General features: G+C 69.6%; 15 protein-coding genes. 10 read left to right on the plus strand and 5 right to left on the minus strand.

The window, feature by feature from the left end:
- The 5 genes from NN2_RS11905 to NN2_RS38155 form a co-directional block, all read left to right on the plus strand.
- On the plus strand, positions 1–211 hold a 211-nt coding region (locus NN2_RS11905; RefSeq protein WP_156511313.1), incomplete at its 5' end, for an iron chelate uptake ABC transporter family permease subunit.
- A complete protein-coding gene (locus tag NN2_RS11910; protein ID WP_063013102.1) occupies positions 208–1,095 on the plus strand; it encodes an ABC transporter ATP-binding protein in 888 nt (295 codons plus the stop codon). The genes NN2_RS11905 and NN2_RS11910, both read left to right, overlap by 4 nt.
- Before the next feature lie 77 nt (positions 1,096–1,172).
- Positions 1,173–1,610: a BlaI/MecI/CopY family transcriptional regulator gene (locus tag NN2_RS11915; RefSeq protein ID WP_051024559.1), complete on the plus strand. Its 438-nt coding sequence runs from the start codon at positions 1,173–1,175 to the stop codon at positions 1,608–1,610.
- A gap of 63 nt (positions 1,611–1,673) precedes the next feature.
- Positions 1,674–2,651 (plus strand): M56 family metallopeptidase, encoded by a 978-nt coding sequence (locus tag NN2_RS11920; RefSeq protein ID WP_063013103.1) that lies wholly within the window; start codon positions 1,674–1,676, stop codon positions 2,649–2,651.
- Between the two features lie 286 nt (positions 2,652–2,937).
- Positions 2,938–4,479 (plus strand): DEAD/DEAH box helicase, encoded by a 1,542-nt coding sequence (locus tag NN2_RS38155; protein ID WP_439955853.1) that lies wholly within the window; start codon positions 2,938–2,940, stop codon positions 4,477–4,479.
- Between the two features lie 237 nt (positions 4,480–4,716).
- Here the strand turns inward: NN2_RS38155 and eutC are convergent, their stop codons facing one another.
- Together eutC and NN2_RS11935 are read right to left on the minus strand one after the other, a co-directional pair.
- Entirely contained in the window at positions 4,717–5,556 is an 840-nt protein-coding gene (gene eutC, locus NN2_RS11930; protein WP_082856932.1) for an ethanolamine ammonia-lyase subunit EutC, read from the minus strand.
- Positions 5,553–6,974 carry an ethanolamine ammonia-lyase subunit EutB gene (locus NN2_RS11935; protein WP_063013105.1) on the minus strand — a complete coding sequence of 474 codons (1,422 nt, stop codon included), beginning with the start codon at positions 6,972–6,974 and terminating at the stop codon, positions 5,553–5,555. Before NN2_RS11935 ends, eutC begins: the two co-directional genes overlap by 4 nt.
- Positions 6,975–7,117: 143 nt before the next feature.
- Between NN2_RS11935 and NN2_RS11940 the strand changes: the two genes are divergently transcribed.
- Positions 7,118–7,645: a DnaJ family domain-containing protein gene (locus tag NN2_RS11940; protein ID WP_063013107.1), complete on the plus strand. Its 528-nt coding sequence runs from the start codon at positions 7,118–7,120 to the stop codon at positions 7,643–7,645.
- On the opposite strand, the gene NN2_RS11945 is transcribed toward NN2_RS11940, so the two are convergent.
- Positions 7,642–8,100 (minus strand): PPOX class F420-dependent oxidoreductase, encoded by a 459-nt coding sequence (locus NN2_RS11945; RefSeq protein WP_030517704.1) that lies wholly within the window; start codon positions 8,098–8,100, stop codon positions 7,642–7,644. The genes NN2_RS11940 and NN2_RS11945 overlap by 4 nt on opposite strands.
- A 68-nt stretch (positions 8,101–8,168) precedes the next feature.
- Between NN2_RS11945 and NN2_RS11950 the strand changes: the two genes are divergently transcribed.
- The 4 genes from NN2_RS11950 to NN2_RS11965 all read left to right on the plus strand — a co-directional run bounded on the left by NN2_RS11950 (position 8,169) and on the right by NN2_RS11965 (position 13,285).
- Positions 8,169–9,605: a GuaB1 family IMP dehydrogenase-related protein gene (locus tag NN2_RS11950; RefSeq protein WP_063013256.1), complete on the plus strand. Its 1,437-nt coding sequence runs from the start codon at positions 8,169–8,171 to the stop codon at positions 9,603–9,605.
- A 341-nt stretch (positions 9,606–9,946) separates the two neighbouring features.
- The gene (locus NN2_RS11955; RefSeq protein WP_063013258.1) at positions 9,947–11,329 is read left to right on the plus strand and encodes a hemolysin family protein; all 1,383 of its coding nucleotides are present in this window, start codon (positions 9,947–9,949) and stop codon (positions 11,327–11,329) included.
- Entirely contained in the window at positions 11,322–12,386 is a 1,065-nt protein-coding gene (locus NN2_RS11960) for a hemolysin family protein (RefSeq protein ID WP_030517707.1), read from the plus strand. The genes NN2_RS11955 and NN2_RS11960 overlap by 8 nt, the downstream gene beginning before the upstream one ends.
- Positions 12,383–13,285, plus strand: coding sequence for a hypothetical protein (locus NN2_RS11965; RefSeq protein WP_063013109.1), 903 nt, complete (start codon positions 12,383–12,385; stop codon positions 13,283–13,285). Before NN2_RS11960 ends, NN2_RS11965 begins: the two co-directional genes overlap by 4 nt.
- Positions 13,286–13,304: 19 nt before the next feature.
- Here the strand turns inward: NN2_RS11965 and NN2_RS11970 are convergent, their stop codons facing one another.
- Both NN2_RS11970 and NN2_RS11975 read right to left on the minus strand, forming a co-directional pair.
- Positions 13,305–13,778: a nuclear transport factor 2 family protein gene (locus NN2_RS11970; RefSeq protein ID WP_030517709.1), complete on the minus strand. Its 474-nt coding sequence runs from the start codon at positions 13,776–13,778 to the stop codon at positions 13,305–13,307.
- A 56-nt stretch (positions 13,779–13,834) separates the two neighbouring features.
- Positions 13,835–14,209, minus strand: coding sequence for a DUF8021 domain-containing protein (locus tag NN2_RS11975; protein WP_227463122.1), 375 nt, complete (start codon positions 14,207–14,209; stop codon positions 13,835–13,837).
- Positions 14,210–14,270 lie beyond the last annotated feature (61 nt).

Raw genomic sequence — 14,270 nt, forward strand, 5'->3', positions numbered from 1 at the left:
CGCGCCGCAGATCGCCCGCCGGCTGCTGCGCACCCCCGGGGAGCCGGTCATCGGCTCGGCGCTGACCGGGGCGCTGATCGTGATCGCCGCCGATGTCGCGGCCCGAACCGTCGTACCGGTCGACTTGCCGGTCGGCCTGGTCACCGCCGCGTTCGGCGGACCGTTCCTGCTGTTGCTGCTGATACGCGTGAACCGGAAGGCGACATTGTGAGCACCCGAACCCCGCACCGGAACACCGGCAACGACGCCCACCGCCTCGCCGCGGAGAACATCACCCTCGGCTACGGCGGCCGTGTCATCGTCGACGGCCTCAGCGTCGATATCGAACCCGGCCTCATCACCACGGTGATCGGCCCGAACGGCTGCGGCAAATCCACACTGCTGCGCGGACTGGGCCGGCTGCTGCGGCCGAACGCGGGCCGAGTCCTGTTGGACGGCAAGGCGATCGCCACCATGAAGACCCGCGACGTCGCCCGCATCGTCGGCATGCTGCCGCAGACACCGGTCGCGCCGGAGGGCCTGACCGTGGCCGATCTGGTCGCGCGCGGCCGCCACCCGCATCAGTCCTGGCTGCGCCAATGGTCGGCCGACGACGAAACCGAGGTCGCGCACGCCCTCGCCCAGACCGGCGTGTCGGAACTGGCCGACCGCACCCTCGACGAACTGTCGGGCGGGCAGCGCCAGCGGGCGTGGATTTCCATGGCACTGGCCCAGGGCACCGACATCCTGCTGCTCGACGAGCCCACCACCTATCTGGATCTGGCCCACTCGCTGGAAGTGCTCGACCTCGTCGACCGGCTGCACGACGATCTGGGCCGGACCGTGGTCATGGTGTTGCACGATCTGAATCTGGCCATCCGCTACAGCGACCGGCTGATCGTCATGCGTGAGGGCCGCATCGTCGCCCAGGGCGCGCCGAGCGAGGTGATCGACACCGAACTGTTGCGGACGGTCTTCGGCCTGCGTGCCGAGGTGCACACCGATCCGGTGTCGGAGCGCCCGATGATCGTGCCCATCGGCGCGCGGCACGTCGTCGGCGCCGTCGGCGGACCGCGCCCGGACGATGCCGCAACGAGTTCCCCGACCGGTTTATGAAAAATCCCACATAGCTACCCACCGGTTACGACGAACTGTAGTACGCATTTGTGTCGTTGCCTCCGTAAGCTGGAGGGATGGCAGGTCTTGGTGAACTCGAGAAAGCGGTCATGGACCAGTTGTGGTCGGCCGATGAACCGCAGACGGTACGGCAGGTCCATGAAGCCCTCGCCGCGCGCCGCGAGCTCGCGTACACCACGGTGATGACGGTGCTCCAGCGACTGGCGAAGAAGAATCTGGTCGTGCAACAGCGCGACGACCGGGCACATCGGTACGCGCCCGTGCACACGCGCGACGAACTCGTGGCCAGTCTGATGGTCGACGCGCTGCAGCAGGCCGACGAAGTCGGGTCCCGCCGCGCCGCGCTCGTGCACTTCGTCGAACAGGTCGGAAAGGATGAGGCTGCCGCACTCCGCGATGCACTCGCTAAGCTCGAAGCAACCGAGACCGCGCGCAACCCGTCCGAGGACGAGAACACCGCATCCGACGACAACGGAGTCGCCCCGCCGCAGTAGCTGCGTGGTGCTCTCCGGCGCCGCGATCTCGGGCCCCTGGCCCCACAACGCAGTGAGCTGAGTATGAACGCAACAGCGCCGGTCTTCGCCGGTCTCGCCTTGCTTCTCGCGGGACCGGTCCCGGCTCTGCTCAGCCGAGCCACCTGGCCGTACCGGACTCCCCGCGCGGCGCTGGTGTTGTGGCAGGCGGTCGCGCTGGCAGCGGTGTTGTCGGCGTTCGGATCCGGGCTGGCCATCGCCAGTCTGCTGCTGGTCCCGGGACCCGACGGTCGCCCCACCACCTCCCCGACCAAGGAGATCGACGCGCTCGGCCTGGGCCTCTGGCTGATCTACGTCGTGGTCTTCGCGCTGACCCTGCTGGTCGGCGCACGCCTGATCTACGCCGCGATCCGGGTCGGCGTGCACACCCGCCGCCGCCGGGCCCGGCACCGGATGCTGGTCGACCTGCTCGACCAAGGCGGCGACATCGGGCACGGCGATCTGATCGCGGCCTCGCCGCTGGCCGGTACCCGTGCCGCGGATATCCGCGTCCTCGCCGCCGCCGAGCCCATCGCCTATTGCCTGCCCGGTCTGCGCCAGCGCGTGGTGCTCAGCCAGGGAACGTTCGCGAACCTGTCGAAATCCGAACTGACCGCGATCGTCAGCCACGAGCGTTCGCATCTGCGGGCGCGCCACGACCTGGTGCTGGAGGCGTTCACCGCCGCGCACGAGGCATTCCCGCGGGTGGTACGCAGCAAATCCGCGCTGGATTCGGTGAAGCTGCTGATCGAACTGCTCGCCGACGATTCCGCCGTCAAGGTCACCGGACCCACCCCGCTGGCCCGCGCGCTGGTGACGTGCTCGAATTCCACCGCCCCGCAGGGAGCCATGGCCGCCGGCGGGCCCACCACACTCATCCGCATCCAGCGCCTGACCGGTCCGCTCGGCGATCTGCGCATCGCGACCGCGGCCTACGCGACGGCCGCCGCGATCCTGGTGGTGCCGACCCTCGCGGTGGCGATTCCGTGGCTGGTCGAATTGAACCGGTTGCTGAGTGCCTGAGCGGCGGCGTTCCCCGGGAGCTCACGGCCGGCACGCGAACAATCGCGGGGACAAGCCTTTCGGACGCGGCGGCCCCCGGGGCGCGCGATCCTCGGAAGCTTCCGGGCGGGCCGGGTCCGGCCGGCCGGCGGGCGAGCGCACGGGACGATCGGACCGCACACCGGATGCCGGAGACCGGGCGCCGAAGGACCGTCGCCGAGCCGGGCGCTCCGAACTCTCGACCTCATCGCCGGGCGGCGAAGCTTCTCGCGGTCCGGCCGCGGGGCCCGGATTCGCGGAACTCGGCCTGCCGGTCGAACTGGTGCAGGCGTTGCGGCGGGAGCGCCTCGAGACCGCATTTCCCATTCAGGCGGCGGCCATTCCGGATGTGCTCGCCGGTCGCGATGTGCTGGGACGCGCGGCCACCGGTTCCGGCAAGACCCTGGCCTTCGGCCTGCCGATGCTGGTCCGGCTGCGGCGCGGCGCGTCCGCACCGCGCCGCCCCCGTGCGCTCGTCCTCGCCCCGACCCGCGAGTTGGCCCTGCAGATCGAGACGGCCCTCGACGAGACCGCGCTGTCGCTGGGCCTGCGGGTGGCGACGGCCGTCGGCGGTGTGCCGATCAAACGGCAGGCCGATCGCCTGAGCCGCGGCGTGGACCTGCTGGTAGCGACCCCCGGCCGGCTCACCGACCTCATCGACCAAGACAAGGTCGGCCTGGACGCGATCCGCGTGGTCGCGATCGACGAGGCCGACCACATGGCCGAACTGGGCTTCGTCGACCAGATCCGCACGATCCTCGACCGCTTGCCCGCCGGCACTCAGCACCTGCTCTTCTCCGCGACCTTGGATGCCGCCGTCGACACGCTGGTGCACACCTATCTGAACGACCCCGTCCATCACGACGTCACGACCACCGCGGAAACGCGGGCGCCTTCTCCCGGGCACGCCGCGGCCCGCCCGGGCTCGCAGGCAACCGATTCGGTGGTTGCTGCGGAGAGTGCCGATGCTCCAGCTGCCATTGCGGCCGGAACGCCCCCGGCACGCAAATACGCTGAAAGACAAGAGAATTCACCGCACCCGGCTGCCGGGACCGGCCGGGAAGCCCGGCCGCAAGTGGCGAGCTCGCCGACGACGTCGACTGTCGAACCCACTCCCGCCGATGGGATCGGCAGACCGCCCACCGGAAATGATTTCAGCGGGCTCTCCTCTTCCGGTACGGCGAAACCCTCCCACTACCTCCTCCAGGTGCGAGCGACCGACAAGCGCGCAGTGGTCGCGGAGATCGCAGCGCGCGACGGGCGCACTCTGCTGTTCGTGCGCACCCAGTACGGTGCGGACAAACTCGCCGGGCGGCTGCGGGAAGCGGGCGTCGGCGCCGTCGCGCTGCACGGCGGGCTGAGCCAAGCGCAGCGTACGCGCACCTTGGCCGCGTTCTCCTCCGGTGCGGCACCGGTTCTCGTCGCCACCGACGTGGCCGCACGCGGCATCCACGTCGACGACGTCACGCTGGTGGTCCACGTCGATCCCGCCGCCGATGCCAAGGACTATCTGCACCGCTCCGGCCGCACGGGCCGCGCGGGCGCGAGCGGCACCGTGGTCACGATCGGCACCGATACGAGCGCGGACACCGTGCTCCGCGAAGCCGCGGTGGTATTCGAGCACGTGCGCATCCGCCCCGGCGACCCCCGGCTCGCCGTCTTGGCCGGGGCCCGCCCGCCGACTGGACGCCCAGTCCCGGATCCGGCCGCCGCCCCGCCTCGGACGGTCGACACGCAAGAAGCCGACACACGCGCAAGGCCCCGGCGAAACACCCGGCCGCCACACTCCCGCAACCGCCGCGCCAACTGAATCACCTACCGGGACAACTCAACCCCGTCGACGCGGCAGCGTGCCCGGCGACCGACGTCGGTCCCGGTTTCCGACTGCGAACCGTTGATTCGGCCTACCGTGCCATCATCACCGACCACGCCCCTCGTCCCCCGCGCCCGCATCCGCACCGGACGGAACCGGCGAGAAGGGCACGGTTCGCTCCTACCGCACCTCTCGGTATGGCGCACTTTCGACCGTGCAGCGTCGCTTTCGCTGTCAGCGCTCCGGAATGGCTTCCACCACAGTGGTTTTCACCGCATCGGCGGCAGACCCGTCCTTCAGGTCCACGCCGGATCGTCCCAGTGCACGCGCACCCGCTACCAGACCCGCGACGACGGTGGCCGCCTGTCGATACCCCAGACCCTCGGGCGGGTGAATATTCGACACGCAGTTGCGTTCGGCGTCGGTGCGGCCCGGTCGGGGGCGGTGGGTGAGGTAGATGCCGAGACTGTCGGCCACCGACAGACCGGGGCGTTCGCCGATCAGCACCAGCACGGTGCGCACGCCGAGCGCGGCGCCGAGATGGTCACCGATCGCCACCCGCGCCTGCGTCGCGATCACCGGCGGGGCCAGCGTGTAGTGCGGGGCGAGTTCGTCGACCAGGGCCGCGAGCAGATCCGGTCCGTGTGTCGCGAGCGCACTCGGGGACAAACCGTCGGCCAGAACGATTCCCACATCGAAAGCACTGGGCGACAGAGGCTTTCGTACCGCCGAGGAGTCCTCGGGTTCTCGTCCGAGATCGGGCCGGCGCAGATACTCCGCACGGTCTCGGGCCCGGCTGCGTACCCGGATCGGCGTCCCGACGTCCAGCGCGGCGACCCGTTCGCACAGCGCATCCACGTCCACGCAGGTGTGCACCGCGTCGCGCGCCGCCGCATGCGCGGCCCGGAATTCCAGTACGCGCGCGGTGGGCAGTGCGTCACCGGTTCGCCCGAGCCCGATCCGCGCCTGCGTCGTCCCACGCAATTCCCGCCAGAACAACTCGCTGTCCGCACCTGATCGACGCCCATCGCGCGCCTGTCCGGCTCCGGTCGGATTCGTCCCGATGGCGCTCATCGCGGCCCCGCCAATTCCCGCAGCGGCGAGGTCAGCGGTTCCACCGCGGCGATACCGCCCGCGGCGTCGAGCATGCCCAGTCGCGCGAGCCACTGCTCGAACTCCGGCGCGGGCGCCAGGCCCAGCAGGCGGCGCACGTACAGCGCGTCGTGGAAACTGAGGCTCTGGTAGCCGAGCATCACGTCGTCGGCCCCCGGCACCGCGATCACGAAGGCGACACCGGCCGCGCCGAGCAGCGTCAGCAGGGTGTCCATATCGTCCTGATCGGCCTCGGCGTGGTTGGTGTAGCAGACGTCGACGCCCATCGGCAGGCCGAGCAGTTTGCCGCAGAAGTGATCCTCCAGCCCCGCCCGGACGATCTGTTTGCCGTCGTACAGATATTCCGGGCCGATGAAGCCGACGACCGTGTTGACCAGTAACGGCGCCAGTTCGCGCGCGACGGCGTACGCACGCGCCTCGAGCGTCTGCTGATCGACGGGCCTGCCGCCGGTACCGAAATGCGCGCCCGCCGACAGCGCCGAGCCCTGCCCGGTTTCCAGATACATCACGTTGTTCCCGACGGTTCCGCGCCCCAACGATCGTCCGGCCTCGTTGGCCTCGCGCAGCAGCGACAGATTCACCCCGAAGCTCGCATTCGCCGCTTCCGTCCCGGCGACGGACTGAAAGACGAGATCCACCGGCGCCCCCGCCTCGATCAACCCCAGCGTGGTGGTCACATGGGCGAGCACGCAGGACTGGACCGGAATGTCGAATCGGGTCCGCACCTCGTCGAGCAGCGTCAGCAGCTCAGCGGCGGCCCGCGGCGAGTCGGTGGCCGGATTCACGCCGATCACCGCATCCCCGCAGCCGAGCAGCAATCCGTCGAGCACCGCCGCGGCGATACCGCGCGGATCGTCGGTGGGGTGATTCGGCTGCAGCCGGGTGGCCAGCCGGCCCGGCAGTCCGATGGTGGTGCGGAAACCGGAGCGCACCTCGGCGGCCCGCGCGACCGCGATCAGATCCTGATTGCGCATCAGTTTGCTCACCGCCGCGACCATCTCCGGCGTCAAACCCGATGCCACGGAACGCAATACCGCTGCCGGTGGATCCGCCTCCGATCCGGCGGCCACCGCGAGCAGCCAGTCCCGCAGGCCGCCGACCGACAGCTGCGCGATCGGCGCGAAGGTCGCGCGATCATGCGTGTCGAGAATCAGCCGGGTGACCTCGTCGGTCTCGTAGGGCACCACCGGGTCGTTCAGGAAGTCGCGCAGCGGCACCTCGGCCAGCGCCCACTGCGCCGCGGCGCGCTCCGCGTCCGAACTCGCCGCGCACCCGGCGAGTTCGTCACCGCTGCGCAGCGGTGTCGCCTTGGCCAGCAGGTCGGCCAGCCCGTCGAAGGCGTAGGTCCGGCCGTGGAGGGTCTGCTGATACCGCGTCATCGGTCTCCTCCGGATCGGCGTCCTGTCCACCCTCACCGCCGGTGGTGGCTGCCAGCGTACCGCCGCACCCACACCCCTCGATGTCCGTTATGTCCCAACGCGTTACGATCGGGTAAGCACTCCGGCACTGCGAGGAGGCGCACTTGACCGAACGCAAACCGGCCGGCATGGGTTTCGAATCCTGGATCGACAAGCAGATCCGCGAGGCCACCGAACGCGGTGAATTCGACAATCTGGCCGGAACCGGCAAACCGCTGCCCGGCGTGGGCGAGCCCTACGACGAGAACTGGTGGCTGAACAACTACCTGCGCCGCGAAGGTGTGGGCGGCGAGGCGCTGCTGCCGACCTCATTGGTGCTGCGCCGCGATCTGGAGCGGTTACCCGAGCGGGTCGCGGAGATGGATTCCGAGGCCGAGGTCCGCGCCTATGTGTCCGATCTCAACATCCGCATCGTGGAATGGATCCGGATGCCGCACGGCCCCCACGTCCGCCTCGCACCCGCCCGAGCCGACGAGGTCGTCGCGCGCTGGCGCGCCGACCGGCACACCCGGCAACGAACGGCCGCCCCCAGCGGAAAAGACTCTCTCGCAACCACTTCCACGCGGCGCCGGGACGGCCACCCGCGGTGGTGGCGCCGACTGCTCCGCCGCGACCGCCCCGGCGCCGCCTAGTCCTGAGACGGCGGGAATCCACCGGTGGCGACCGGCCCCCACCGCTCGACCTCGATGCGGATCAGCGATTTGTTCTGCCGCGCCATCGCCGCGCGGTAGTCCTCCCAATCGGGATGCTCGCCCGCGATACAGCGGTAGTAGTCCACCAGCCCGTCCAGCGCTTCCGGCATGTCGAGTACCTCGGCACGCCCGTCGATCTGGACGTACGGACCGTCCCAGTCGTCGGACAGCACACAGATCGACACCTGCGGATCGCGGCGCGCGTTGCGGGTCTTGGCCCGTCCGGGGTAGGTGGAGATCACGATCCGGCCCGCCTCGTCGACGCCGCAGGTCACCGGCGACATCTGCGGGGCGCCGTCGGCGCGCGTGGTGACCAGGACACCGCGATGACGCTGGCGGGCGAAGTCGAGCAGTTCGGTCCGGTCGACCTCCGTGGCGGTCGCGATCCGTGGCATGGGCGATCCTTTCTCGACGGTCCTCTCGCAACCACCCTGCCATGATCGATTCCCCTACAATGGCCGGAGTGCAGTTTCTCCCAGGACACACGCCGCCGTACGACCTCACCTACGACGATCTGTTCCTCGTACCCAATCGCACCGATGTGTCGTCGCGGTTCGATGTGGACCTGTCCACCAGCGATGGAACCGGCACTACCATCCCCATCGTGGTCGCGAACATGACCGCGGTCGCCGGACGCCGCATGGCCGAAACGGTCGCGCGCCGCGGCGGCATCGTGGTGCTGCCGCAGGATCTGCCGATCAGCGCGGCCTCCGACACCATTTCCTTCGTCAAGAGCCGTTCGCTCACCGCCGACACCCCGGTCACCCTCGGGCCGGATCATTCGGTGTCGGACGCGCTGGCCCTGATCCACAAGCGCGCCCATCGCGCCGTGGTCATCGTCGAGAACGACAAGCCGGTCGGCGTCGTCACCGAATCCGCCTGTGCCGATGTCGACCGATTCGCGCGGTTGCGCACGGTCGCCGACGCCGATTTCGTCAGCGCCGCCGCGACCACCTCCCCGCGTGAGATCTTCGGCCTGCTCGAGGCCGCGCACGCGACCCTCGCGGTGCTGGTCCACGACGACGGCACCCTGGCCGGTGTCATGACGCGCACCGGCGCGGTCCGCGACGGCATCTACACCCCGGCCGTGGACCGGAACGGCACGCTGCGCATCGCGGCCGCGGTCGGTGTGAACGGCGATATCCCGGGCAAGGCGAAGGCTCTGGTCGACGCCGGCGCAGACGTCCTGGTCATCGATACCGCCCACGGTCACCAGGAGAAGATGCTCGAGTCCCTGCGCGCGGTGGCGGACCTGAAACTAGGCGTGCCGCTGGTGGCGGGCAATGTGGTCTCCGCGGCCGGAACCCGCGATCTGGCCGAGGCCGGGGCCGACATCGTCAAGGTCGGCGTGGGCCCGGGCGCCATGTGCACCACCCGCATGATGACCGGTGTCGGCCGCCCGCAGTTTTCCGCGGTCGCCGAATGTGCCACGGCCGCAAAGGATCTCGGCGTGCACATCTGGGCCGACGGCGGAGTCCGCCATCCCCGCGACGTGGCGCTCGCGCTGGCCGCGGGCGCGTCGAACGTGATGATCGGCTCCTGGTTCGCCGGTACCTATGAATCGCCCGGTGATCTGCGCATGGACCGCGACGGCAACGCCTACAAGGAGAGCTTCGGCATGGCCTCCAAGCGCGCCGTGGCCGCCCGCACCGCCGCCGACAGTGGATTCGATCGCGCCCGCAAGGCGCTGTTCGAAGAGGGCATCTCCTCCTCCCGGATGCGACTGGACCCGGAACGTCCCGGCGTCGAGGACCTCATCGACCACATCTGCTCGGGTGTGCGCAGCGCCTGCACCTACGCCGGGGCCCGCACGCTCGCCGAACTGCACGAGAAGGCGGTGCTCGGCGTGCAGTCGGCCGCCGGTTTCGCGGAAGGACGCCCGCTGCCCTCGGGGTGGTGAGGCTCACCACACTCGGCGCGGCTCGCGGAGGGCGATCCGGCAGGATCCGGCACACACCGGGCGTCTCCGCGTTCGCCGCGAGCCCGATCCGCCGCACCGGAGGGGTCGCGGCGCGCCGCGCCGCTCGGTCGCCGCGAAGATCCCGGTAACATAGGCTGTGCCGACCGGCGGACCTCCGCCGACCGGCATTGCGTTTAGTTCGGCTCGTCCACTTGCGAAAGGAACCAGTTGTCACCCGCGTCCGAGGGCGCCACACAGGAGGGCTCCTCTACCGAGCCGGGTGACCAACCCGGCGCCTCCGTCTCCGCAGATCCTCCGTTACCCGGTGGGCGGTGCCGATCGTGTCCGTAGTGCTCACCATCGTCAGCCTGCTGGGATTCATCGCACTCACCGCGGGCACGGCGATCTTCGTCGCTGCCGAATTCTCGCTCACCGCACTCGAGCGCAGCACCGTCGAAGCGCACGCCCGCGAGGGCGACCGTCGCGCGCGCCAGGTCCGCCACGCGCACCGCACCCTGTCGTTCCAGCTGTCGGGCTCCCAGCTCGGCATCACCATCACCACCCTGGTCACCGGTTATATCGCCGAACCGGTGCTGGCCCGGCTCATCGAGCCGATCTGCACCGCGCTCGGCGCGGGCCCCGGGACCGCGCAGGGCGTTTCCCTGTTCATCGCGCTGGTGCTGGCGACCTCGCTGTCGATGACCTACGGCGAGCTGGTCCCCAAGAACATCGCGATCGCCAAACCGCTGACGACCGCGCGCTGGACGGCCGGTCCGATGATCGTGTTCACCACCGTCTTCTCCTGGCTGATCAAACTGCTCAACGGAGCCGCGAACTGGGCGGTGCGCCGGCTGGGCATCGAACCGGCCGAGGAACTGCGGTCGGCACGCTCGCCGCAGGAGCTGGGTTCGCTGGTGCGCACCTCCGCGATGCGGGGCTCGCTCGATCAGCGCACCGCCCTCGTGGTGGACCGCTCGCTGCTGTTCGGTGAGCGCAGCGCCGAGGATCTGATGACGCCGCGGGTGAAGATCGAAACGCTGGATCAGAACGACACCATCAGCGACCTCATCGCCGCCGCCGGCCGCACCGGCCTGTCCCGTTTCCCGGTCATCGACGGCGATCTGGACAACACCCTCGGCATCGTGCACGTCAAACAGACATTCCTGTATCCGGTCGCGCAGCGCGGCACCATCGCGCTGTCCTCGATCGCGCGGCCGGTGCCGATCGTGCCCGCCAGCCTCGACGGCGACACCGTGCTGGAACGGGTGCGGGCGGACGGGATGCAGCTCGCGCTGGTCGTCGACGAATACGGCGGCACCGCGGGCCTGGTGACCATGGAGGACATCATCGAGGAGATCCTCGGCGACGTCCGCGACGAGCACGACGAGGAGGAACTCGACGTGCGCCGCACCGCCCTGGGCTGGAACTGTTCCGGGCTGCTGCGCATCGACGAGGTGTCCCGGGCCACCGGCTACGACGCGCCCGAGGGCGAATACGACACCCTCGGCGGACTGGTCCTGACCACCCTGGGCCGGATTCCGCTGGCCGGCGACGAGGTGCTGCTGCCCACCCCGAGCGCGACCAACGGGCACGCGATGCAGCCGCACACCCACGGCGGCTGGCTGGCCCGGGTGGAACGCATGGACGGACGACGCATCGACCGGGTGCTGCTGCAGCCGGTGGACGCCGATGCGATGACGACGTGGGAGCTCAGCCATGGGTGATCTGTTCGGACTGTTGCTCACCGTCGTCCTGCTCGGCGCCAACGCCTTCTTCGTCGGCGCGGAGTTCGCGCTCATCTCCGCCCGCCGTGACCGGCTGGAAACCCTTGCCGCCCAAGGTAAACGGGGAGCCGGCACGGTGATCGGCGCGGCCGAGCATCTGTCGATGATGCTGGCCGCCGCCCAGCTGGGCATCACCATCTGTTCGCTGCTGCTGGGCCGCATCGGCGAACCGGCGATCGCGCATCTGCTCGAGCGCCCGTTCGACCTGGTCGGCGTGCCGGATCAGCTGCTGCATCCGGTGGGATTCGCGCTGGCCCTGGGCCTCGTGGTGATCCTGCACATGCTGATGGGCGAGATGATTCCGAAGAACATCGCCCTGGCCGGGCCGGAGCGGGTGGCGTTGCTGCTGGTGCCGATCATGCTGTGGTGGTTGCGCCTGGCCCGTCCCCTGATCGGCCTGTACAACCTGGCGGCCAATCTCACCCTGCGCGCGCTGCGCATCGAGCCCAAGGACGAGCTCGACGCGACCGTGTCGTCGGTGGAGCTGGCGGAGATGATCGGCGAATCCCGCTCGGAAGGTCTCATCGACGAGGAAGAGCATCGCCGTCTCACCCAGGCGCTGGGCACCACCGACCGCATCGTCGCCGATGTGATGGTGCCGCTGGCCACGACGCGCTGCGTGCCGCTGCGCGGCGACGGCACCACCCTGGGCGATATCGAATCCGCGGTCGCCGAGACCGGCTTCTCCCGCTATCCGGTGCGCGCCGGCGACGGCTCCCTGGTGGGCTATCTGCACGTCAAGGACGTGCTGGACAAGGTGGCCGACGATTCGGCCGGGCCGTCGACCCCGATCCCGCGCACCGATATCCGGCCGCTGCCGACGCTGAGCATGGGCACCACGCTCTACGAGGCGCTGGCCCGGTTGCGCCGCACCAACAGCCATCTGGGCCGGGTCATCGACACCCGCGGCAATACCGTCGGCATCGTCGCCCTCGAGGATCTGGTGGAAGAGTTCGTGGGCACCGTGCGCGATGCCACCCACCGGGTGGCGGAATGACCGTGGACGCGACACCGGCTGCGGCGCAGGACCTTCGGGTGCTGCCGCCGACGCAGTGGCGGAACCGGGCACAGGCGCACAGGGACCGGGTCGACGAGATGGTCGGCCCGTACCTGCGGCAACGCGCCGACGGCCGCAAACATCCGGTGATCGACTTCCTGTTCACCTATTACGGGCACAAACCGGCCCAGTTGCGCCGCTGGCATCCGGGTTTCGGCGTGGCTCTGGCCGATGCCGAGGAGTACGCGCAGCGCCGCGGCTATCACCGCGTCGAGACGGCCGCCGGCCCTGTCCATACCGCCGACCCGGCCTTTCTCGACCGCCGCCGCGACACCGTCGAATTCGTCGCGGCCCTGCTGGCAGCCACCGCAGCACGGCCGGCGCAACTGTCCTGCTTCGGATTACACGAATGGGCGATGGTCTACCGCAGCGACGATGTGCGCCACCGGCAGGTCCCGCTGCGGCTCGGCCGTGCCGGCACCGACGCCGTGGTCGATTCGATGTCGTTGCGCTGCACGCACTTCGACGCCTTCCGCTTCTTCACCCCCGAGGCGGCGCCGCATAATATCGAACAACTCAACCGCGACGACCAGATCCGCCGGGAACAGCCCGGCTGCCTGCACGCGGGAATGGATCTGTACAAGTGGGCATTCAAGCTGGTCCCGCTGATCGATTCGGATCTGCTGCTGGACTGCTTCGCCCTGGCCTGCGCCGCCCGCGAAATCGATATGCGCGCCAGCCCGTACGACCTCACCGACTACGGCTACCGGCCGATCGCCATCGAAACCCCCGGCGGCCGTGCCGAATACGTTCGCGCCCAGTCCGAGCTGGCCCGGCGGGCGGAGCCGTTGCGCACCGAACTGCTCGGCCGTTGCCGGGCACTGCTCGGGCCGTCCTGAGCGGACGGCGCCGAGCGGCTCAGTTCGCGCGGCGGATACTCAATTCCGCCGTGGCGTCGTAGATCCACGACATATCCGCCGCCGCGAAATCCGCCAGCCACGTGGGCGGCGCTGCCGCGGTAAGGGTTTCGAAGTTCCAGTAGTCCTTCCACAGCGAGACGCGCCCGTCGCGGACCCGGTGCACGGAGACGAACGGCAGCTCGGCGCGCTCGCCCGTCGGCCACACCCAGGTTTCGGAGTGCTCGTAGATCACGTCCGGGCCGTCGGCGACCAGCAGCCCGTCGTGATTGGTGTATTCGGACAGCCCGGCCAGTCCGATGCGCAGGCGTTTGACGGTATCGGCCGGCCCCTTCGCGGCCAGCGTGGGACCGGTCGGCACGTCGAGGTAGATGCAGTCCTCGGTGAGCGATGCGGCCACTGCGTCCCAGTCGCGCCGGGCCAGCGCCGCCCACAGCCGCCGCACGACCGCGCGCGGATCATCGTTGTCGGACATACCTTTTCCTCGCTCTCCGGATTTCCGGTTGCTTTCCGGTCCCGCGCCGGGCGCGGTTACACCACCGGGTCGATGGTGGCGTTGATGGTGTGAATGGTGCCGTCGGGAATGACGAAGGTTTCGGTGATGTCGACGGTCATCAACCGCACCCCGGCGACACCGGAGTCGAGCAGATAGCGCGCGGTCACCACATCACCGCATTCGGTCATCCGCAGATCGCGAATGTCCTGAATCACCGAATACTGGACGCCGTGATTCAGTTCCTGTGTCAATTGCGGGCCCGAATAGCCCGTCTTCAACCCGGCTTCGACACGGGTGGCGTCCGGCGCGAACGGCACCGCGCTCGCATCGTGTGAGACCAGCGCATCGATATACGCGCGGGCGACGGCCTGCCGGGGCGTATCGGCCGGATTCGGTGCTGCCGCAGCCATTCCCACTCCGGCGTTCAACGCGGCAGCCACCGCACCCGATATGACTGCAACGTGTTTCATT

The organism is Nocardia nova NBRC 15556 (assembly GCF_001613005.1).
GTDB classification, from domain to species: Bacteria; Actinomycetota; Actinomycetes; order Mycobacteriales; family Mycobacteriaceae; genus Nocardia; species Nocardia nova.